A 21,820-nucleotide genomic window follows, 5' to 3' on the forward strand; every position below is an offset into this window, starting at 1 on the left:
ATTATACTACTAATCCCTGTATTTTTTTCTCCAATAATAATTTCATATGCTAGTATAATAAACGATATATATCTTATTAATAATAGCTCCGTACTCTTTCTCATAATTCTCTCCAATTCCTATATTATAGTTTAATAATACACCAATTTTTTCCTTTTGAATAATTATATTTTATAAAAAAATACTGCAGTAATTTTAAATTTACTACAGTATTTCTATTACTATTCTTTTCTTTTATAAACTAAGTAAATACCTGTACATACTAAAAATAAAGCTATTAATACTTTTATATCGAAGATATTTTCCTTAAGTACTATTGATGACAGTATCGTTCCAAAGACAGGTATTAAGAAATTAAAAACAGATATTATTCCTACTTTATTGTATTTTAAAAGCTGTGACCATAATGCAAAAGCTATTGCAGATAATAATGCCATATATATTAATAAGGAAGTTGATTTTATAGTAAAACCTGTAAGCTTGCCTCCTAAAATATATCCTATTATAGTTAAAATTAATCCACCTATGGCTAGTTGATAACCAGTTACAGTATAGGCATCTTTATTTTGGCTGATTTTCTTACTATATAATGATGAAACTGAAAGCATAAAGGCTGCTATCATTATAAACCCTTCTCCTTTAAATGAGAATCCACCTGATAAAGCTGAAGTTCCGCCTCCAAGATTTACAAGTATAACTCCTAAAAATCCAATTATACAACCTAAAATCTTATTAAAATTTAATTTATCATTTTTATATATAATATGAGCTAATATAATGCTAAAAAATGTACTTGTTCCATTAACAATTGAACCTTTTACACCAGTAGTATATGTCATTCCTAAATAAAAGAATATGTATTGAATAGTAGTTTGTCCAACTCCTAATATTGTCATTTCTTTTAGATCTTTAATAGATAACTTAAATATATTTTGTTTCATTATTAATTGTAATATAAGTACAAAAATCCCTGCTAAAAAAAATCTATATCCGGCAAATATAAGCTTTCCACCTACATCATTACTTGTAATATTAAAAAGCTCATATCCAACTTTTACTGATGGAAATGCACTCCCCCATAAAAACGTACAAATTATAGCAATAAAAATTATATTTATTTTATTAGTATAAAACTTTTCTTTATCCATAATTATTTTCCTTCCAACTTATTATAAAGTTATTATATAAAAGTAATTATACTATTTAAATTAATAATGGGGTAATATTTTTATAAATTCCTAGAAAATAAAGAAGTACAACTTTAAATTATTTTAATAAATTTAAAGTTGTACTTCTTAGATCCCTCATCAGTTAATAGATCAAGTATTATATAACCTCTTTTCTAGATTTATTTTTCAATAATAAAACTATTTCTTGTTTTATTTGCTATTTTTACTAATGTTAGCATTACCGGAACCTCAACTAATACTCCAACAACTGTTGCTAGTGCAGCTCCTGATTGTAATCCGAAAAGAGAAATGGCTACTGCAACTGAAAGTTCAAAGAAATTACTTGCTCCTATCATTCCTGCCGGTGCTGCTATATTATGAGGTAATTTCCAAAACTTTGCCCAAATATATGCAAATCCAAATATAAAGAATGTTTGAATTGTAAGTGGAATTGCAATTAGTAATATATGAATTGGATTATTTATTAGAGTATCACCCTGAAATGAAAATAATATTATTAAAGTTAAAAGTAATCCTACTACTGTCACATTATCAAACTTCTTTAAAAATACATTTTCAAAATAATTCTTATCTTTATTTTTAATTACAATAGTTCGTGTAACATACCCTAGTAATAAAGGAATCACAACAAATAATACAGTTGATAAAACTAAAGTTTCAAATGGTATGGAAACATCACTTACTCCTAGTAAAAATGCTACGATAGGTGCATATGCAATTAAAATAATTAAATCATTTACTGCTACTTGTACTAAAGTATAGGCTGGATCACCTTTTGTTAAGTGGCTCCATACAAATACCATTGCTGTACAAGGTGCTGCTCCTAATAAAACTGCTCCTGCTAAATATTCCTTAGCTAAATCTTGTGCGATAATTCCTTTAAATACTATAAATAAGAAAAATGCTGCAATTGCATACATAGTAAATGGCTTTATTAACCAATTAGTAATACAAGTTACAATAAGCCCCTTAGGTTTTTTTGTAGCATTTAATATACTTGAGAAGTCTATTTTTAACATCATTGGATATATCATAAGCCATATTAAAATAGCTACTGGTATTGATACATTATAGTACTCAAACTTGTTTAATGTTTCAGGTATAATAGGAAGTAATTGTCCAATTGAAATACCTATAATAATACAAACAGCCACCCATATTGTTAGATATTTTTCAAATATCCCTAGTCCCTTTCCCTTATTTTCTTCCATAATTCCCTCCTATATTTCTTTTCTGCTAATCTTTTTTGCTAAATCTTTTACCTTATCTTCTATTATTTTTGCAACTTTAATAAATTCTTCATCACTTTTACCAGTAGGATCTTCTAATCCCCAGTCTTCAACATAACTTGCAGATATTACAGGACATACTACATTGCATCCCATCTTTATTACAATATCCACATCTGGTATGTCCGTAAGTAATTTAGACTTTTGACTTCCACTCATATCAACATTATATATTTCCTTAATTATTCTTACTGCATCCTGATTTATTTGTGGCTTTGTTTCAGTTCCAGCTGAATAGCTTTCAAAAACTTCACTTCCATATAACTTTCCTAATGCTTCTGCCATTTGTGACCTACATGAATTATGAACACATATAAATGCTACCTTCTTTTTCATATTTAAATCTCCTTCTACTTAATTAATTCTAATAGTTTATCGCCTTTTACTTCTTCAGCTTTCCATTCAATTACTGCAAAATTCCCTTTAGATATTTCGTCTACTTTATTTATCCATTGTATTTCATTACTTGCTTTTGCTTTTAATATTTTATTATTAGAGTTAGTAGCATAAAGGCTTGAATTTATTACCCACCATTTGCTCTTTATTCCTGCTCTATTTAAATCCTTCTGTAATCGCACAGCTTCATATACAGGTGTAGTTTCTGCTAAGCTTACAATAATAACTTCTGTTTCATTTTCATTCCTTAGGGTTGGTAAAAGCTTTTTAACTGATTTAGGTATATCTCCCTCTGATCTTTGAATTTCTTTATGATAACTTTGGGTTGAATCTAGAAGTAATAAGGTATGACCGGTTGGTGCTGTATCAATAACTACAACTTCATTTTCAGATTTTTCAACTATTTCTGCAAAAGCTCTAAAAACTGCAATTTCTTGAGTACAAGGAGACCTTAAGTCTTCTTCAATATATTCCATATCAGCTTCACTCATAGTTTCTCTTGCTTTACTTAAAACTTCTTCCTTATATTTTTCTAGTTCTTCTTTTTCATCAATACTACTTAAGGTTATTCCGTAATTTTCATCAACAACAAACTTTAAATGAGCTGCTGGATCAGTAGTTGTTAAATGAACTTTTTTGCCTTTTTTAGCTAGTCCTATTGCAATTGCAGCCGCTATAGTTGTCTTTCCTACTCCTCCTTTTCCCATAGTAAAAATAACTTTTTTATTATTATCAAATAAATATTCTACAATATTTTTCAATTTAGGAATTGTTGTTGCCTTTATTATATCTGAGCTTATTCTTATATTGCTGTCTTTTAATAATGCTCTTACATTTTCAAGTCCAGTTATATTATAAGGTCTTAGTGGGATTTTATAAGTTTCAATGTTTTTTAAATCACTAGGCATATTCCTTAATGAATTTTGTTGTTTATTATATAATGCAGTTGATAATTTATCATCATGATTTTCCAACACTCCATTAATAACTAAAACCTGATTCTTTACACCAATTTCTTTTAGTTCATTAGATGCTCTTTCTGCCTCCTTTAATGGAGATAATTCTGGTCTAGATACAAGAATGAGAGTTGTTTTTCTACCATCTGCTAAATTATCTACTGCATTTTTATAAATTTCTTTTTTACTTTCAAGGCCTGATAATTGACCTAAGCATGACGCACCATGAGTATTTTCACTTATAAAATCACTCCAGGCTGATGGCAATTGAAGCATTCTTAAGGTATGACCAGTTGGTGCTGTATCAAAAATTATATGGTCAAATTCATCAGCTGCCTTTTCATCAGTAATAAATGAAGAAAACTCATTAAATGCAGCAATCTCAACTGTACATGATCCTGAAAGTTGCTCTTCCATATTATTTATTACAACTTCTGGCAACTTCCCCCTATATGGTGCGATAACACTTTCTTTATATTCTGATGCTGCTTTTTCTGGATCAAAATTTGCTACTACTAAATTAGGAACTTCTTTTATTTCAACTCCCTTATTGTTTAGCTCTATATCAAAAACATCTTGAAGGTTAGATGCTGGATCTGTACTAATAAGCATTATCTTCTTTCCTTCATCTGCTAAAGATACTGCTGTTGCACAAGCCACTGAAGTCTTACCAACTCCACCTTTTCCTGTGAAAAATAAATATTTAGTTAAGTTTATCTCTTTTATATCAAAGGTTTTATACATATATAACACTTCCTTTTATTTAACAGCATCCACCCTTACAAGAACAAGAATTTGAGCTTTTAATTTCTGCTTTTAATAGATTTGGAGATATTTCTAACAAAGAACAAATTTCATCATTAGTTGGATAGCTACCCATTTTTACAACTTTCCCATCAACCATTGTTACTGGAAGTACATTAACATCTTGCTTCATCAATATTTCATTTATAGTTTTGTTGTCAACAAATATTTGAGGGTTACTTGTTAAATTATATCTTTCAACTAATATTCCCTTATTATTTAAGTTATTTAATATTGTAGAAATTCTTAAAAGCTCTGGATTTACAGATGGGCCACATACCCCTGTTGAGCAGCACATTGCAGGATCAAAAATAATCATTTTCTTCATAATTTATACACCTCTTATTTTATTTTTTACATACACATTCCTTTTGCTTACAAATACATTCATCAGTATCAGTAATGATATTCATTAAATTTAAAATTAATCTGTTAGCATTAGTTATATGTAATTTATAATAATTCCATATACCTTCCTTTCTTGATAGAACTAGCCCACATTCTATTAATACCTTTATATGGTGAGATAATGTAGGTTGGGTAAAATCAAAACTTTCTAACAAATCACAGGCACATTTTTCTCCACAGGATAGAATATCTAATATTTTTAACCTATTAGGGTCTCCTAAAGCCTTAAATATTTTAGCATTTATTTCATAATCATTATTCATATTAATTCTCCTTAAATAGATATATATCTATTTGTAATATAGATTATTATCTATATAATGTCAATATAACCACATTTATATATGGTATTAATATTGCTTAAATAGATATATATCTATATGATATGTTTTTCGCTTAAATTTGTTACGCTTATAAACAAAAAATCTTAACAATTTCAAACATTGTTAAGATTTTTACTATACATTATGCATTTTCAATTATCAATTATCAAAGTATGCTCCCCATCATTGGGTAATCTTCTTCTCCATTCCCACCATTTATAGATTTTATTCCAGAATGGAGAAATGTAGATCTTATTATTGAATTATTTCCATATCTATTTCTTATAGAATCTATAGCCTTATCTAAAGCACGTTGTTTTTCTATTGTTTTATTATCAAATAAAGAGCTTTGAAAAAATTCATTACTACATAGCTTTGTTACTCTAACTCCAATTTGCCTTATAGGTTCTCCCCTCCAGCACTCTTCAAAGGCTTTAGATAACTCACTAAAAATTTCATCAGTTGAATCTGTATAGTTATCTATAGTCTTTTGATGAATATATCTTTCAAAGTTATATCCTTTTATTGATATTGAGACTACTCTGCATAAGCTTTGATGATTTCTTAATCTATTGGCAACAGATTCTGTAAGAGATAATATTATCTTTAATGCCTCGTCTTTACTAGTAACATCCCAGGCTATAGTAGTAGAATTTCCAATTCCTTTAACATCTATATAATTATATTTTCTAACTGAAGATTCATCTACTCCATTTGCATAGTTATATATTACTTTGCCATGACTTTTAAAAACACTTTCAAGAAGCTTTAAATCAAAGCTTGCTAACTCTCCAATTGTGCTTATATTTAATTTATCTAATTTTATTTTAGTTGCCCTTCCTACCATAAATAAATCTTCTACAGGTAAGGGCCACATTTTATCTTTTATTTCTTCTTTAAATAAAGTGTGTATTGAATCCTTAGGATTAAAATCACTTGCCATTTTAGCTAATAATTTATTTGTACTTATTCCTATATTAACTGTAAATCCAAGTTCACTTCTTATTCTATCTTTTATTTCTACTGCCTTTTCCATATAATTTTCTTTATAATGACCCATATCCATGAAAACTTCATCTACAGAATATCTTTGTATTTGAGGTGAATATTCATAAAGAAGGTTATACATAGCATTACTACAATCTACATATAGCTTATAATTTGGTCTAAATATTTTTAAACTAGGACATTTCTTTAATGCCTCTACGATAGTTTCCCCAGTTTTTATTCCGTATTTTTTGGCAGGTATAGATTTAGCTAGGACTATTCCATGCCTTTCATCTCTATTTCCACCTACAATGGAAGGTATTTTTCTGATATCTTCTATAGTTTCTCCTAACTGTAGCATCCTAATAGCTGTCCATGAAAGATAAGCTGAATTAACGTCAATATGAAATACTATTCTTTCATTCACTCCATTAACCTACCCTTCTAATATTTAAACAATATCCATTTGTAAGTATTTGAATCATATTTTATCTCATATAATTTTTCTTCTCCATTTATACAACTACTACATACAAATCTCTCCATTATATTACCAGCTAATCTTTCCTTTTCTCTTTTTAATATCTTCTCTATTTTTATAACTTTAACTTCATCTTCATCTATCTTAAACCTAATAGGATTAATGGAACCATCCTTATTAAACCATGCTATCATTTGTATTGGTTTAGCAACAACTTTCAAAGATATCCCTCCCTTGGAAATTTATAAATTTATTATAACCGAACATACGTTCTTTTGTAAAGATAATTATATTATGCCTTTTTATTGAACAAAATAATCAAAAAACACACTTTCTTTTATTTACATATTATTTATATTACTAAACACCTAAATAATATGATTTATTTTTAGATTACTATTCTACAATTTGCTCTTTATTAAAATTTAATCCTTCTGTAAATCTAGCTACCATCATTGTACAAACTGTATTTCCAGCAGAATTTAATAGTGTAGCTGGGGCATCTATTATTGTAGCTATTACAAGCATTAAAGCTATTGTTTCTGGAGGGAATCCCAATATACTTAAAATAAGTATTTCTCCTATTGCTCCACCACCAGGAACAGCACCTACAACAGCACCTACTAATAATGAAAGTAAAATTACCATTATTATAGTTTTAAAATTCATAAAATCAATTCCAAGTACACCCATTACAAACAGTATTTTAAACACAGCTCCAATAATAGAACCATCTTTATGGATATTAACTCCCAGTGGCATTATAATCTTTGCTAAAGTTTTTGATACACCCATTTTATTAGCAGATTCTATATTTATTGGGATACAAGCTGCACTTGAACATGTGGCTAAAGCTGTTACAGAAGGTCCCGAAATATTTTTCCAAAATATCTTAACACCATCTTTTTTACCAGCTATAAAAGCATAAAAAGTGAAAAATGCAAAGAAATAAACAATTGTTATACCAAGATAGACAACAAAAGCTTTTGCAAAACCAGTTGCTATTTGTCCTCCTAATGCTCCTATTGTGGTGGCAAAGTAACATCCAAGCCCAATTGGAGCATAGTACATAATTATACTTAGCATTTTCATCATTACTACAGAACCGCTATTTAAAAGATTAGCAAAGGGTGTGCCTTCTTCTCCAGCTAGAAAAGTAGCAAAACCTACTAAAATTGATATTAATACTATTGCAAGCATATTGCTTCTAGTTAATAGACCAGAAAAATCTCCAACAGTTATACTTAAAACTATTTTCTCAATTACACCAACCTGTTCAACTACAACTTCCTCACTTGAAGATAATAATGAAGTGAATGATGATATATCTAACCCTTTCGTTGGATTAAAAACTATATAACCAAGAGTACCAATAATTGAAGATACTACTGCTGTAAATCCAAAAATTATAATTGTAACTCCAAGAATTTTACTGAGTTTTTTACCACTTCCTATATTAGCAATTGCTGAGGATATGCTAAAGAATACTAATGGTACTAATATTGTAAAAATCAAATTTAATAATAATTCCCCAAGTGGTGCAAGAACTGAGGCTTTCTCACCCATAATTAGTCCAATTGCTCCACCTATAATAAGTGCAGTTAATAGTATAATGCTTGACTTGTAATTAGATAATACATTTATCTTTTTTGGCATTTTAAGTTCCTCCATTCATCGAAAATATTTATGCTAGTAATTATTAAATATTAATAAAAATCCTAAATTAATGACGATATTTATATCTTTTATGCTTTTTTTCACAAAAAAGAACTATTTATTTTAAAAATTCTATTTTTTGCGAAAACTTTACTTTGTCCATTTATCCTAATGTATAAGTTGGTTAAATAATAAAATCCAGTAAGATAGTTAATTGTCTTACTGGATTTTCATTATTTAAACTTATATATTAAACTTTTGTATAATCTCATTAAGCTTTTGAGCAAGTTCAGCTTGATTTTGAGCTGATTTAGCAACTTGTTCTATTGCATTTGTAGCTTCTTTCATACTTTCTCTAATATTTTCTGCTTGTTCACTTGATTCTTGTGAAGCTCCAGCCATATTTTGAATTGCATCACCAACTTGTCCAACTGTGGCTGTTATTTCTTCAGACATCGCAGCGATTTCATCAGACATTTGGCTTACAAATTCTGAATCATCATAATACTTCTTCCCTGTTTCAGCATAAGAATCTAATTGTGAATTTACTTTACTATTAATAAATTCTAATATATCAATCCCTGCTTCAGTACTATCTTTAAATGCATGTTGTACCTTTAAAATAGTTTCATGAATACTCTTTACTGCTTGTGATGATTGTTCTGCAAGAACTCTTACTTCATCTGCAACAACAGCAAAGCCTTTTCCTTGCTCACCTGCTCTTGCTGCTTCTATAGCTGCATTTAAAGCAAGTAAATTAGTTTGTCCAGCAATGTCCCCAATAGTATCTGCCATAATTTTTATACTTTCAACAACTCTACCTTCTTCAATTGCCTTTTCCATCTTTTCTTTCTTTTCATTATAGATTTCTCTAGTTTCTTTTATTGCCTCTTCGCTATTATGTCTAACATCCTTAGCTCTTTTTTTAGAAGAATTTGATACATTACTTCCATCTAGTGATTTTTCTGATAAAATATTTATACTCGCATCTACTTCCTGCATAGATGCACTTATTTCCTCTGTCACCGCTCCATTTTCTTGTATTCCTGAAGTAATAGCATCTACAGCTTCATCAATAATAACAACTTTTGAAAACAGTTCTTCTACTGTTGCTGAAAGTTCTTCTGCGGATGCACCAATCTCCTCAGAATCTTTAATTATTAACTTTATTAAATCCCTTATGTTTTCCTGAGCTTGATTTAATGCATCAGCTGTTTGCCCAAATTCATCTTTTCTCTTAAAATTAATTGGATCACTAAAATCGTAAGAAGATAATCTTATAGCGAAATCCTTTATTTTTATAAGTGGTGTTACAATTTTCTTACTTGCATACAAAGCTAAACTTAGTGCAATAGATAAAGAACTTATAAGTAAAAATATATTAATTATTATCCCATTTATTAAATCTTCTTTATGTACGGTCTCTTTTAACGCTATTATTTCATTAATATCATCTATGTAATTTCCAGTTCCTATTACCCAATTAAATGGCTCATATAGCTTGCTGTAGCCTCTTTTTTGTACAGCTTCAGTTTCTCCACTTTTAGGAAACCAATAATCTGTATATCCACCATCTTCTTTTTTCCCATTTTCAATTATATCTTTTATCATATAATTGCCTTTAACATCTTTTGAATCAAGTCTATTTGTTCCTTCAACCTCAGTTCCTAAGCATACAACATTTACTCCTTCAATTGTATCTGCCCAAAAGTATCCCTCTTCACCAAATTTTAAACTTCTTAATAAATCAGCACTTTGCTTTTTTGCCTGATCAGCTGTAAGTTCTCCTGTTTTAGTTTTTTCATTAATTGAATCTATCATTGAAATAGCAATTTCTACTTGCTCTTTAATCATTTTGTCATAATCTTCTATTAAACTCTCCCTTTGTGCAGATAATAATTTATTGTTGTTTTTTATATTTTGAATGGTCATTGTAACACTTATAAGTAAAGCTGTTACTAAGGCTATTCCCATTGTCATAAGAATTAATTTTGATTTAACTTTTTTCATATAATCCTCCTTATATAGCATATGTTATAGATTTAAGGTTCTTTTTCATCTCTCTATAAATATTCGTATAAGGAGAATAAAACTGTACTATAAAAATATATATAAATTCAGTTTTTAATATTTTTTATTTCTTAATATTTATTTTTATATAAATTAGATCTTTGATACATACTTAAGATGTATCAAACTATATAAGTAAGGTAGTTTCATCTAGCCATTTATATTCTTGATTTAAATTTCTTATGTCATTTACCAATTTAAATAAGGCTACATCTTTTTCTTTACATTCTAGCATTATATCAACATCTCTATTAAATAACTTTAATGTTTCAATAAAGCTTATAAAATCATATGCATCTATAAAATCTGAATGTTTCTTATCAACTTTATCTATTAAATTCTTATCTCTAGGAGATGAAAAATGCATCTTAGGTGGTAAATTTTCATTATTCCATGTATCTAATATATCTTTTATAATATCTACAATAGGTTCGTCATTATTATTACAATTATGATGGTGTATATCTAAAACCATAGGGATATTTAAAATCTTACATAAATTTAAGGTTTCCTTAGCTGTATATGTTTTATCATCATTTTCAATAATAAGTCTTTCTTTTATTGATTTAGGAAACTCATTAAAATTTTCTATAAATCTCTTTAGGGATTCTTCCTTCCCCCCAGTTGCTCCACCTACATGAATTACCATCTTTCCATCTTTATAATTCATATCTTCAAACCACTCTGCTTGCCTACTTAAATTAACAATTGTATTTTCTACAACCTTAGAGTTCACGCTATTTATCACATTAAATTCATCAGGATGGGTATCCACCCTCATATTTGATTCCTTAATAAGCTTTCCTATATACTGAAAGTCTTTCTTAAATATTTCTCTATGTCCCCAATAACCTACCTCAGGATGAGTTGCCAATGGGATTAAAGCAGAAGTTATTCTATAAAAATGTATTTGATTTTTTATATTATATTTTAATATTTGCTCAAGAGCTTCAAAATTTGATAATGTTACTGTCTTTAGCTTCTCAAGTTTCTTTTCTTCAGATGAAATTTTACTATAATTTGAAAAGGTAACAGTACTGGAACTTGTTGATTTTTTGCCTAATACTTTTGAAATAGCTACATATCCAAGTCTTATTTTCATATCTATTCTCCTAACTAAGAATCACTTGAAAATATTATTTCCTAATAACTTTAAATATAAACCTTTAAAACGTAGTTCATCTAAAATAATATTTGATAATAAATGACTTAATTGTAATCACTGTGGTGTTCCTTATTCATCTACTACTACATTAATCATTATTCTAGATTGTACATATTATTACAACATACTAAAAAGGTAGTAGCCCACTGATACTAAGCTCCTACCTCTTTATCTTCAAATACTCAATTATTTTACATAAGTGAAAGTAAATTTACTATAATATTTCTGCATTACTTTCTGTAACCTTTTTGAACCAATTAAAGCTCTTTTTCTTAAATCTCTTTAAGTCTCTCAAATCTGTTTCTGTACGGTTTACAAATATAAACCCATATCTTTTACTCATTTCTCCTTTTGAACTTAATATATCAATAGGTCCCCAAGTTAAGTAACCTATTATATCTACACCCTCAGATATAGCAACCTTCATTTCTTCTATATGTTTTTTCAGATAATCAATACGATAATCATCCTCTACTGTGTTATTTTCATCTAGTTCCTCTTTTACACCTAGTCCATTTTCAAGCACAAATATAGGCATATTATATCTTTCATATACATCCTTTAGCGCTAATCTAAAGCCTACTGGATCTATTGTCCATCCCCATTCGCTTGCTTTTAGATATTCATTTTTTACTATATTATCCATTCTAGGATATAGATTTATCTTATTTTCACTACTTGAGCCTATAGTTACACTCATGTAATAACTTATTCCTAAATAATCTACCTTACCACATTTTAATAACTCAACATCACCATCTTCAAAATCCACTTCAATTCCTTTGTTTCTTAAACTAGAAATATAATAATTAGGATACTCACCTCTTGAAAAAACATCTAAATACAAGTATGAGGTATATTCTTTAAATTTCGTCATTAAAACTGTATCTTCTGGATTACAAGTAGCTGGATAAGGGAATAAATAATTTATCATACCGCCCATTTTTCCATCTTTATCAATTTCACGTAGAATTTTTGTGGCTTTAGAGTGAGCGATGAAGACATTATGAATCATCTGACAATAAAATTTATCTTCATTTACTCCATCTGGGCATTTTGCTCCATATGGCTCTGTCCATATAGTACTATTAATTTCATTAAAGCTTATCCAATATTTAACCCTATCTGAATATCTTTCAAGTACTGTTCTAGCAAATTTTTCATATAAATCCACAACTTTTCTTGATGCAAAGCCATTGTACTTTTCTTGAAGAACTAATGGCATATCAAAGTGATATAAAGTCATTACTGGTTCAATACCATTATTAACGAGTTCATCTATTAAATCATCGTAGAATTTTAATCCTTCTTCATTTAGATTTTCTCCATCTGGATAAATTCTAGTCCAAGCTATATTTGTTCTAAAAGACTTTAATCCAAGCTCTTTAAATAAAGCTATATCTTCTTTATATTTATTGTAGAAATCTATAGCAACGTTCCAATCGGAAGCACCTTCTTTAATAGGTCTATTATCTACTATTGAAATACCTTTTCCGCCTTCATTCCAAGCTCCTTCTATTTGAAATGATGTTACAGCTCCTCCCCATAAAAAATTTTGTTGTAATGTACCTATATTCTTGTTCATGTTATATCCTCCTGTGTTTTATTATATTTATCTTAAGCTTCAACAGCTTCCTTATTATTTGCTCCAATATTTTCTTCTTCTAATGCCTTTTTATCTGCAATTTTAAAGAATGGATAATAGCAGATTACTGATATTAGTGATGCTAATATCACGAATATTCCGAAATTAATACCTGCTCCAGCTAAAAAACCTATTGCAAAAAAAGGAGTTGTATAAGGTGGTAACACAGCTGGAATTCCTATAATGTTAATATTCATTAAAACATATCCTACTATAAATGTTATTAATGGAGTACATATCCACGGAATAAGCATTGATGGATTCATTACAATAGGAAATCCGAAAATTATTGGCTCAGTTATATTAAATATATTAGGAATACCACCTAACTTACCTAAGGTTTTATATCTTTTACTTTTTGCTCTAAAGGCCATTAAGAAACTTAAGCCTATTGTATTCCCAGATCCCCCAAGTGCTATAGTAGTCAAGGCATAGAAGTTCATTGTAAGCATATTAGGAATTGGTTCTCCATTAGCTAATGCTATTGTATTTGCTGTAGCTGCAGCAATCCAAAAAGGCATCATGATAGATTTAGTAACAGTAGCACCATGTATACCAAAAAACCACAAAATTTGAGCAGCCATAATAACAAGTATATATGCAATAAAAGAATTCCCTATCTTTGAAAATGGTACCTGAATTAACCCATATATAAATTGATGAACGTCTTTGAATGGTGTTAATTGAAATCCTGCTCTTACTAATAAAAAGATAGTAACTATTATAAACGCAGGTATTATTGCTTCAAATGGCTCAGCAACCATCGGTGGAACTCCTTCCGGCAATTTTATCTTCCAATTTTTATTTATAACAAAGTCATAAATTTTCACTACTATAATCGCTATAATCATAGCTACAAACATACCTTGTGCTCCAATCCATGTCTTAGGAATAACGCCTTCTACTGCTATAGAATTACCAGCAGCATCTAATACATTGGTTGAAAATGGAGTAACGATAAAAAAGCTTATTAAAGATATAAATCCTACAGCAAAAGCATCTCGTTTAAACGATTTCGCTAACTGATAGGCTATAGAGAAGGCTACAAACATTCCCATTAACTCTGTTGTTGCACTTATAGGTATATTTAGAATTTTATCAAGCCCAGTGGAAGCTAAAAAATTTGTGTATCCTGCTCCCAAAGGAAGACTCTTTAATAAAGTATAAACAGCACCAATCATTGATGCAGCAGTTAATGCAATAAACCCTCTACTTATAGCAGTTATATATTTATTTGCTTGTACCTTTTCTGCTATAGGCAATAATTTTTCTTCTATAAAATTTGTATTCATAGAAACACTCCTCACTTTAACTATAACTAATAATAGTTTTATTTAAATTTTATTTGAAATTATTTTTTTCTCTAATTTAACTATAGTACTTTGCATATGTATCATCTTTTCAATTAAATCTCTAGCTAATATAGACGTCATTAAATGATCCTGCGCATGTACTAACAGTAAACTTACTTCTGTTTTATTTCCTACTGCTTCATTTTGAATTAAACTTGTCTGCATTTTATGAGCATTGCTTATTGCAATATTAGATTTTTTTATTAAATCTACTGCTTCTTCATATTTTCCAGACATCGCTTCATCTAAAGCTTCAAATGCATAGCTTCTTGCCTCACCAGAGTTTGTAATTAAACTAAATACTATTTGCTCCATTTCATCCATGTTCAATCCTCCTACTTTTAATGTATCTAATTATTATCACTTTATATGCTGCTATTAAATAGTTCCTTTGCTTGTTCTAATATTTTATCACCTCTACATAACCCATAATCCATGCTATCTATTACTCCAATAGGCTTATCAGTTTTTTTCTCAAGTTCTTTTTTTCTAAATCTAATTTGAGGTCCTAGTAAAATTACATCATAATTTTCTACCACTTCTTCAAAGTCCTCTCCAGCTTTAGCTTTAATAATAAAATCCTTTTCATCTGGTGCCAAAGCCTGTTTCATTTTTTCAACAACAAGACTTGTAGACATTCCTGCCGCACATATCAATAGTATCCTCATAAATTATTCCTCCTTATAAATATTTTCAATAACTTTAAAAGCAATTCTTGTGCCAAAATTTATAAACATCAAAAAAGGGCATTTTATATGCCATAAAATGCCCTCGTTCCTACTTATGTATTAGTTATTTAATACACTATTTATAAATTATCATACACTATTTATACTATATAACAATCTGTATTAAATACTACTACACTTATGGTTTATATTCTTTTTATAATCATTAAAATAAAACATATCTCATCTTCATCTATATCTATTGAATACAATTTTTCTATACCTCTTAAACTCTCTTTTATTATATCCATTTCACTTTGGTATTTTATCTTAAAATCAATTTTTCTTTTACAGGATTTTCTTTTGTTATTTTTAATTATGCTGTTAATCGCACAAGTCATATGAAAAGTAAGAGCTATAAACATATCTAAATCAAATTCTATATTCATCCTTTGAACTACATTTTCCAAAAATATATTAAAGGATTTTTTATAGGTTTCTATATCTAGAATTTCTAAATCGCCTCTTATTTCATCAAAAATCTGATTTTGAACATACTCATAATCTTTAAGAACTTTATTCCTTATATTATCTATACTTTTTATTATATTTCTAATTTTATCATATCTATTAAACATAACTAGATCCGTTAAAGATATAAACGGAATAGAATGAATCCCTGGATCGATACTACCAACTATAGCAACTATCCTTTTGCTTTTTAATATCTTTGATATCCTTTTATTCATTTCCTCACGTTCACTAATTGCTATAGGGATTATCTCAATATTTTTATTATCTAAATCTATGTTATCTTCGATAAGTGCTTTTATTCTCATGGCACTTCCTTCTCCAGTTATACAGACAGTAACTATTACATTTTCTTTATTTGAAACATTCTTATTAAATAATTTACTTCCATAATTTAATGACATAGCCATATTTTTATTTACATAATCACATATAGTATCAATATTTCTTTCAGTTTCTGCCCTTCTAGCTATTTCCAATGCCACAACTGTAGTAACAAGTTCTATAGTTCTAATTTTTATACCCGTTTCATTACTTATTAGCTCTCCAAACATACTTAAAGAGCCCATATCTACTAACAATATTACTCCAGATCCATTGTTTTTATCTACAATTAAAGTCTTAAGCTCTTCATAACATACCTGCGAACTTTTGTCTAAGCTCATATCATATGCTAATACTGTATCGATACTTAACAACCTATTCACAACTTCAGCCATAGAGGTTGCAGTACTTCTACCATGCATTGCTATAATAATAACTGGTTCTTTACCCCTTCCTTCTTCTTCAATCTTATCGGCACTTAAAAACATTGTCATATATGCAATTTCATCCTTAGGAATTTTAACTCCTAAATTTTTCTCTAATTCTAAACTGAAATTATTACATATTTTATACTCCTCAGGATATTTAGTAATAATATCACTAATGTTATGATTTATTATTATTTTCCCAGATCTTAATCTATCTATAGTAGCCTCAATATGAAGACACAATCCATAAAAAATCTTAGTAGAAAATGCTTTCTTAAGATTTTCAGAAGCATCCCTTAATAATATTTCTACTAAATTTATTACTTTTTTTGATACAACTTTTGAAATTTCTATATTATTATTTTGAAATCTATCTATATAACTTCTGAAGTTCTTTTCTATTTCATACTTCATTATTAATTTAATATCTTCTTCATTATAATGGTCTTTATTTAATTCATTTAATCTTTTTTCTATTCTTTCGTAAAAATTTTCTTCACAAAACTCCTCCACCTTTTTACCATTATTACCCACGCCTTTATTAGTAAAAGATATAAATTTAAAACTTATTAAATCTTCTAATTCTTTTTTATACTCTTTTTGGTAAAGCATGCCTTTTTTTACGTGCTCAGGCAAGTGTATTATTTCAACTTCTATCTTTTTAGAATTCCTTGATAAAGAATCTATAAATGCATTGGCACAAATAAGCTTTATATCACTTTTAAGTTGTCCTACATTTCCTGGGCAGTTATAAGATACTAAACTTTTTAAAACTTCATCTTTAACTACTAACTCTTTATGTACTCTACTTGCTTCTTCTTTAAAAAAGTCACTTATAAATTCAAATTTCTCTTTTATTGTACGTTCCCTTAATGATGGAATATTTATTGTCATAGGTATTCTTCTACTAAAGGTTTGTAGTAAAGCACTATCTTTTTCTTCAGTTGTTGCACATATTATCAATATGTCTACCTGTTTCTTGACACCTGCATCTCCCATTGGTGAGAACTGTCCTTTATCGATAAGATAAAACAATAACTCTTGACCTTCTGGAGGCAATCTATGAATTTCATCTAGAAATAATATTCCACCATCTGCCTTTTCTACTATTCCTACATAACTATTCTCTGCTCCAGTATATGCACCCTTTTTATATCCAAATAATTGTGATAATAGCATTTGAGGATTATTAGAGTAATCTGCACAGTTAAACTCAATAAAAGGTGCCTTAATATCTAAAACATTATTTTCTATAGCAAACCTATGCATAACTTCTGCGAACATAGTTTTTCCGACACCCGTAGGGCCTAGCAGTAAAGTATGCAATCCTTTAGGTGGATATAAAATAGCAGCTTTAGCCTGCTGTATAGACTTTTTTAATGTTTCTTCGCTTCCTATTAAGTTTCTAAAAGTAGATTTCCCCATTATCCCTTCAATACTTTTTTCATTTATCTCTGGTATTGAATATAGAACAGGCCTTCCAATTATTTTTATTATTTTCCCTTCTTTATGAAGCTTATTTAAAATAGCACTAACATTTGGACGCATTACGTTAAGAGTGTCTGCTATGTAATTTGTAGTTATCCCCTTAAAGTCATTATTTCTTTTTTCATACTCTGCCTCTATAAAATTATATATTTTATCCTCTAATTTTTCGTTTTTCATATAAAGTTGCCTCCAAAAATTATTCAGTAATTTGATTGCATTTATTATAGCTTTGGTAAATCCTTTTTGAATTATTAAATTATAAATATAACCACTTTTTTCTCTTAAAAGTAACATTTAAAATAATTTTAATATTAAAGACTCATTCTTTATTGTGAATATTGAGTTTTAAGAAATTTTGCATTGTTTGATATATAACTATTTGAGATAAGTCCTCTGGAGATTCACGTTTATTATTTTTTATCCATTTAACAAGCACGGCTATTGCAGAACTGACATTTGCTTCTAATATATAATCTGCATACTTTAAACTCATTTCATCCATATTATCTATATTATCATTGTAGTATTTCCTTAAAATATCGGCATAGGACTCATGTAAAATATTTATTCTATTAACTTTTATTAAAAGTTCAATAACACTTGAATTCTTAGACCAAAATGTAGTAAATGGCTTTGTGAGCAATGGTCCTAGAGGTATTTCATTTTTAGATTGATATTCTAAAAGATATTCCTTTAGCTCTATGCATTTTTGATCACATTTAAATCTTAAAACATCATCTTTTGTATCAAAATTTCTATAAAATGTTGATCTCCCTATATTTGCACGATTTACAATATCAGTTATATTTATACTTTCATATTTTTTTTCATCTGATAAATCCTTTAATGCCATATAAATCCATTCACTAGATTGAAATGATCTTTTATCTTCACTTATATGATACATGTATCTACCTCCTGTTTCACATCGGTATTAACCGTTGACTCTGTGTGTTCTCAATTATATAATAGTAACCACATATGGTACAAGTATATCATTAAATAATATTTATATCTTCTTACTATCATATTTACGGTTCATATGTCTCGAAATTTATATATTAAATAAAATTGTAAATTACACTTAATTATGTAAAAATTTAAAGAAAATATAAAGGAGCTATTCCATGAAAAAAAGTACAAATAAGAACTCTATGATTACTAGTAAGAATAAATTCCCCTTAAGTTTTTTAATTCCATATATACTAATCATGATTTTATCTGGAATTTTTTTATTAATCAATGATAATTCAATAATTGGCTGGGCAATTTTTTTTATTGTTGGCATTATTGTAGTAAGTTTAAAAAAGTTTATATTATTTATTAATTCTACATTCAAGGTTATTTTCTTGATTCTTATTATAGTGGTTCTTGGGTTTAATTCTATGTTTACCAATCCATTCCAAGTAAATAGACCATTATACTCTATGGAAGGACGAGTTGCAACTGATGCTGTAAAAACTCAAAACGGCTTGGTATCAGGATTTTACAACAAAGATAAAACAGTAAGGGAATTTACAGGAATCCCTTATGCTGCTCCTCCAGTAGGAGAATTAAGATGGAAATCCCCTCAACCAGCAAAATCTTGGGATGGAGTTCGTCAATTGGATCACTTCTCAGATGCAGCAATGCAGAGTAAATCACTCCCTATTTTCTCAAAATATTTAGGACTAGCACTTGGAACAGATGAATTACTGAAGAATTCTAGTATAAAATATAATGAAAAAGTAAGTGAAGATTGTCTATACTTAAATGTTTGGAGTAGCGCAAAATCAAGTAACGAACGTCTACCAGTCATAGTATATATACATGGTGGTTCATTCGTCTATGGTTCTGGTTCAATGGACGTGTATAATGGCGAAAATATGGCGAAAAAAGGCGTGGTTTTTGTTAACATTAATTATCGTCTTGGAATTTTTGGATTTATGGCACATCCAGAGTTAACAAAAGAGTCAGAATACAATTCTTCAGGAAACTATGGGATCTTAGATCAAATCGCTGCTCTTCAATGGGTAAAAAATAACATTTCAGAATTTGGTGGTGATCCAGATAATGTTACAATCGCTGGTGAATCTGCAGGTGCAGGATCTGTTAACATTCTTATGGCATCCCCGCTAGCAAAGGGCCTATTTCATCGAGCAATTGCTGAGAGTGGAGCATTCTTCAGTTCCGAAAGTAGAGAATCTGGAGGAAACCCTGAAAGAAAATTATCAGAAGCTGAAAAAGATGGAGTTGAAATTCAAAAGTCTTTAGAAAAAACTTCTATTTCTGATATGCGCGAAATGTCTGCTAAAGACTTGTTAAAACTTTCTAAGAATCAGACCATAGTTCCTAATATAGATGGTTATGTTTTACCAGATACGGTTTATAAAATTTTTAAAGAAGGAAATCAAAATGATGTACCTATTCTCGTAGGTAGTAACTCTGATGAGGGCTCTCTTTTAACTTTACCTTGGCCAGCAACTGCTACTGTTAGTGCTGATAAATTTAAAGACATTGTTGCAAAAAGATACGGCTCACTAGCAGATGAATTATTAAAACTTTATCCAGCAGATTCAAATAACAAAGCCGTAGAGTCTCAAGTTAAAATATCAACAGACCACTTGTTTACTTGGCAAATGAATACATGGGCAAAGCTACAAAGCAAAACAGGAAAGTCAAAAGCTTACTATTATTATTTTGACAAAGTACAACCTGGTCCATCTAGATTTAAAGAACTAGGTGCATATCATTCAGCAGAAATATCATATGCTTACAATAACCTGGATAAAATTGATTTACCATACACAGAGATAGATAAAAAACTATCTGATATCATGTCTTCATATTGGATTAATTTTGCCACAACAGGTAATCCTAATGGCCAATCATTACCAACTTGGAGAGAATATAATGAAGAAAGTGATCAAGCAATGAGATTAGGTGACAAGGTTGAAATGATAAAAACTCCTAATAAATCAGCTTTAGAATTGTTTGATATCCACGAAGAGAATCTTAGATTAAAGAATATAAAATAAATAAATACAAAAATGACCTCTAAATTTAAAAGAGGTCATTTTTCTTACTAATATTTTAGTTTATAAATGCCATGCTCACCTGTTTTTTTATCTTTAAAATATTCTCTCATTGGAGGTTTAAATGTAAAAATTATAAATACTATGATATGAATCACTATACCTACTATTGCTATGTATCTTAACTTTTTATTAGGTAAAGTTATGCAAGCTATGACATAGGATATTGTTTGCCCAATTAATATCCCTATTAAGTAAGCTACTATATCTACTATCATTTCAGTAGTTCCGCTAGAATCTTTGAAAAATAAATTCCACAAAGCAATTATTGAAAAGCAAACCAGATCAAAAACTAAAATTCCAATAAACTTACTAAACAAAAAATTCTTAGCTTCTTTTCTTACAAAAATATACTCTATAGCCGAGTATATTAAAATTGGATATAAGCCCAATTTCCAATGTTCCCAAACACTTTCATTTATTGGTGCTATAAGTCCTATAAGCATATTCTCATTTGAAAATTCATAAAGAGAATGCCATAGAGAACCTAAAGCAAAAATAACTAACACCCCAATAATTTCAAACTTAAACAACCTTTTACATTCCATATTATTTCTCCCCTTAAAATATCTCTATAATATTTTA

The 21,820-nt window shown here is 28.8% G+C and carries 19 protein-coding genes; 1 reads left to right on the plus strand and 18 read right to left on the minus strand.

Annotated elements, in window-relative coordinates; translation table 11 throughout:
* Nucleotides 1-221 precede the first annotated feature (221 nt).
* From QK892_RS08320 to QK892_RS08400, 17 genes are all read right to left on the minus strand, one after another.
* Nucleotides 222-1,148: a DMT family transporter gene (locus tag QK892_RS08320; RefSeq protein ID WP_317273079.1), complete on the minus strand. Its 927-nt coding sequence runs from the start codon at nucleotides 1,146-1,148 to the stop codon at nucleotides 222-224.
* A gap of 200 nt (nucleotides 1,149-1,348) precedes the next feature.
* Nucleotides 1,349-2,401, minus strand: coding sequence for an ACR3 family arsenite efflux transporter (arsB, locus tag QK892_RS08325; RefSeq protein ID WP_317273080.1), 1,053 nt, complete (start codon nucleotides 2,399-2,401; stop codon nucleotides 1,349-1,351).
* 9 nt (nucleotides 2,402-2,410) lie between these two features.
* Nucleotides 2,411-2,815: an arsenate reductase ArsC gene (locus QK892_RS08330; RefSeq protein ID WP_317273081.1), complete on the minus strand. Its 405-nt coding sequence runs from the start codon at nucleotides 2,813-2,815 to the stop codon at nucleotides 2,411-2,413.
* Nucleotides 2,816-2,829: 14 nt separating this feature from the next.
* Nucleotides 2,830-4,575, minus strand: coding sequence for an arsenical pump-driving ATPase (gene arsA, locus QK892_RS08335; RefSeq protein ID WP_317273082.1), 1,746 nt, complete (start codon nucleotides 4,573-4,575; stop codon nucleotides 2,830-2,832).
* 19 nt (nucleotides 4,576-4,594) lie between these two features.
* Nucleotides 4,595-4,963 carry an arsenite efflux transporter metallochaperone ArsD gene (gene arsD, locus QK892_RS08340; RefSeq protein ID WP_317273083.1) on the minus strand — a complete coding sequence of 123 codons (369 nt, stop codon included), beginning with the start codon at nucleotides 4,961-4,963 and terminating at the stop codon, nucleotides 4,595-4,597.
* 19 nt (nucleotides 4,964-4,982) lie between these two features.
* The gene (locus QK892_RS08345) at nucleotides 4,983-5,306 is read right to left on the minus strand and encodes an ArsR/SmtB family transcription factor (RefSeq protein ID WP_317273084.1); all 324 of its coding nucleotides are present in this window, start codon (nucleotides 5,304-5,306) and stop codon (nucleotides 4,983-4,985) included.
* Between the two features lie 226 nt (nucleotides 5,307-5,532).
* Nucleotides 5,533-6,780, minus strand: a complete 1,248-nt coding sequence (locus tag QK892_RS08350) for a DNA polymerase Y family protein (RefSeq protein ID WP_317273085.1) — start codon at nucleotides 6,778-6,780, stop codon at nucleotides 5,533-5,535.
* Nucleotides 6,781-6,797: 17 nt separating this feature from the next.
* On the minus strand, nucleotides 6,798-7,055 hold the full coding sequence (locus tag QK892_RS08355; protein WP_317273086.1) for a hypothetical protein: 258 nt from the start codon (nucleotides 7,053-7,055) through the stop codon (nucleotides 6,798-6,800).
* Nucleotides 7,056-7,230: 175 nt separating this feature from the next.
* Entirely contained in the window at nucleotides 7,231-8,478 is a 1,248-nt protein-coding gene (locus tag QK892_RS08360; RefSeq protein WP_317273146.1) for a dicarboxylate/amino acid:cation symporter, read from the minus strand.
* A gap of 255 nt (nucleotides 8,479-8,733) precedes the next feature.
* Entirely contained in the window at nucleotides 8,734-10,500 is a 1,767-nt protein-coding gene (locus QK892_RS08365; RefSeq protein WP_317273087.1) for a methyl-accepting chemotaxis protein, read from the minus strand.
* A gap of 187 nt (nucleotides 10,501-10,687) precedes the next feature.
* A complete protein-coding gene (gene uvsE / locus QK892_RS08370) occupies nucleotides 10,688-11,662 on the minus strand; it encodes a UV DNA damage repair endonuclease UvsE (protein ID WP_317273088.1) in 975 nt (324 codons plus the stop codon).
* A 277-nt stretch (nucleotides 11,663-11,939) separates the two neighbouring features.
* Nucleotides 11,940-13,310 (minus strand): glycoside hydrolase family 1 protein, encoded by a 1,371-nt coding sequence (locus tag QK892_RS08375; RefSeq protein ID WP_317273089.1) that lies wholly within the window; start codon nucleotides 13,308-13,310, stop codon nucleotides 11,940-11,942.
* 32 nt (nucleotides 13,311-13,342) lie between these two features.
* The gene (locus QK892_RS08380) at nucleotides 13,343-14,662 is read right to left on the minus strand and encodes a PTS sugar transporter subunit IIC (RefSeq protein WP_317273090.1); all 1,320 of its coding nucleotides are present in this window, start codon (nucleotides 14,660-14,662) and stop codon (nucleotides 13,343-13,345) included.
* A 42-nt stretch (nucleotides 14,663-14,704) separates the two neighbouring features.
* Nucleotides 14,705-15,046 carry a PTS lactose/cellobiose transporter subunit IIA gene (locus QK892_RS08385; RefSeq protein WP_317273091.1) on the minus strand — a complete coding sequence of 114 codons (342 nt, stop codon included), beginning with the start codon at nucleotides 15,044-15,046 and terminating at the stop codon, nucleotides 14,705-14,707.
* Between the two features lie 41 nt (nucleotides 15,047-15,087).
* Nucleotides 15,088-15,390 (minus strand): PTS sugar transporter subunit IIB, encoded by a 303-nt coding sequence (locus QK892_RS08390; RefSeq protein WP_317273092.1) that lies wholly within the window; start codon nucleotides 15,388-15,390, stop codon nucleotides 15,088-15,090.
* Nucleotides 15,391-15,596: 206 nt separating this feature from the next.
* The gene (locus tag QK892_RS08395; protein WP_317273093.1) at nucleotides 15,597-18,338 is read right to left on the minus strand and encodes a sigma 54-interacting transcriptional regulator; all 2,742 of its coding nucleotides are present in this window, start codon (nucleotides 18,336-18,338) and stop codon (nucleotides 15,597-15,599) included.
* 142 nt (nucleotides 18,339-18,480) lie between these two features.
* Nucleotides 18,481-19,068, minus strand: coding sequence for a TetR/AcrR family transcriptional regulator (locus QK892_RS08400; RefSeq protein ID WP_317273094.1), 588 nt, complete (start codon nucleotides 19,066-19,068; stop codon nucleotides 18,481-18,483).
* A 457-nt stretch (nucleotides 19,069-19,525) separates the two neighbouring features.
* Between QK892_RS08400 and QK892_RS08405 the strand changes: the two genes are divergently transcribed.
* A complete protein-coding gene (locus QK892_RS08405) occupies nucleotides 19,526-21,178 on the plus strand; it encodes a carboxylesterase/lipase family protein (protein WP_317273095.1) in 1,653 nt (550 codons plus the stop codon).
* Nucleotides 21,179-21,225: 47 nt separating this feature from the next.
* Here the strand turns inward: QK892_RS08405 and QK892_RS08410 are convergent, their stop codons facing one another.
* Nucleotides 21,226-21,783, minus strand: coding sequence for a DUF6512 family protein (locus tag QK892_RS08410; RefSeq protein ID WP_317273096.1), 558 nt, complete (start codon nucleotides 21,781-21,783; stop codon nucleotides 21,226-21,228).
* Between the last annotated feature and the right edge of the window lie 37 nt (nucleotides 21,784-21,820).

Origin of the sequence: Clostridium lamae, assembly GCF_033043255.1 — a bacterium.
Classification (GTDB): Bacteria; Bacillota; Clostridia; order Clostridiales; family Clostridiaceae; genus Clostridium; species Clostridium lamae.

Bases quoted from the DNA above. Each gene is read 5' to 3' on its own strand.
- QK892_RS08320 (WP_317273079.1), bottom strand. From the start codon at position 1,148: ATGGATAAAGAAAAGTTTTATACTAATAAAATAAATATAATTTTTATT.
- arsB (WP_317273080.1), bottom strand. From the start codon at position 2,401: ATGGAAGAAAATAAGGGAAAGGGACTAGGGATATTTGAAAAATATCTA.
- QK892_RS08330 (WP_317273081.1), bottom strand. From the start codon at position 2,815: ATGAAAAAGAAGGTAGCATTTATATGTGTTCATAATTCATGTAGGTCA.
- arsA (WP_317273082.1), bottom strand. From the start codon at position 4,575: ATGTATAAAACCTTTGATATAAAAGAGATAAACTTAACTAAATATTTA.
- arsD (WP_317273083.1), bottom strand. From the start codon at position 4,963: ATGAAGAAAATGATTATTTTTGATCCTGCAATGTGCTGCTCAACAGGG.
- QK892_RS08345 (WP_317273084.1), bottom strand. From the start codon at position 5,306: ATGAATAATGATTATGAAATAAATGCTAAAATATTTAAGGCTTTAGGA.
- QK892_RS08365 (WP_317273087.1), bottom strand. From the start codon at position 10,500: ATGAAAAAAGTTAAATCAAAATTAATTCTTATGACAATGGGAATAGCC.
- uvsE (WP_317273088.1), bottom strand. From the start codon at position 11,662: ATGAAAATAAGACTTGGATATGTAGCTATTTCAAAAGTATTAGGCAAA.
- QK892_RS08375 (WP_317273089.1), bottom strand. From the start codon at position 13,310: ATGAACAAGAATATAGGTACATTACAACAAAATTTTTTATGGGGAGGA.
- QK892_RS08380 (WP_317273090.1), bottom strand. From the start codon at position 14,662: ATGAATACAAATTTTATAGAAGAAAAATTATTGCCTATAGCAGAAAAG.
- QK892_RS08385 (WP_317273091.1), bottom strand. From the start codon at position 15,046: ATGGATGAAATGGAGCAAATAGTATTTAGTTTAATTACAAACTCTGGT.
- QK892_RS08390 (WP_317273092.1), bottom strand. From the start codon at position 15,390: ATGAGGATACTATTGATATGTGCGGCAGGAATGTCTACAAGTCTTGTT.
- QK892_RS08395 (WP_317273093.1), bottom strand. From the start codon at position 18,338: ATGAAAAACGAAAAATTAGAGGATAAAATATATAATTTTATAGAGGCA.
- QK892_RS08400 (WP_317273094.1), bottom strand. From the start codon at position 19,068: ATGTATCATATAAGTGAAGATAAAAGATCATTTCAATCTAGTGAATGG.
- QK892_RS08410 (WP_317273096.1), bottom strand. From the start codon at position 21,783: ATGGAATGTAAAAGGTTGTTTAAGTTTGAAATTATTGGGGTGTTAGTT.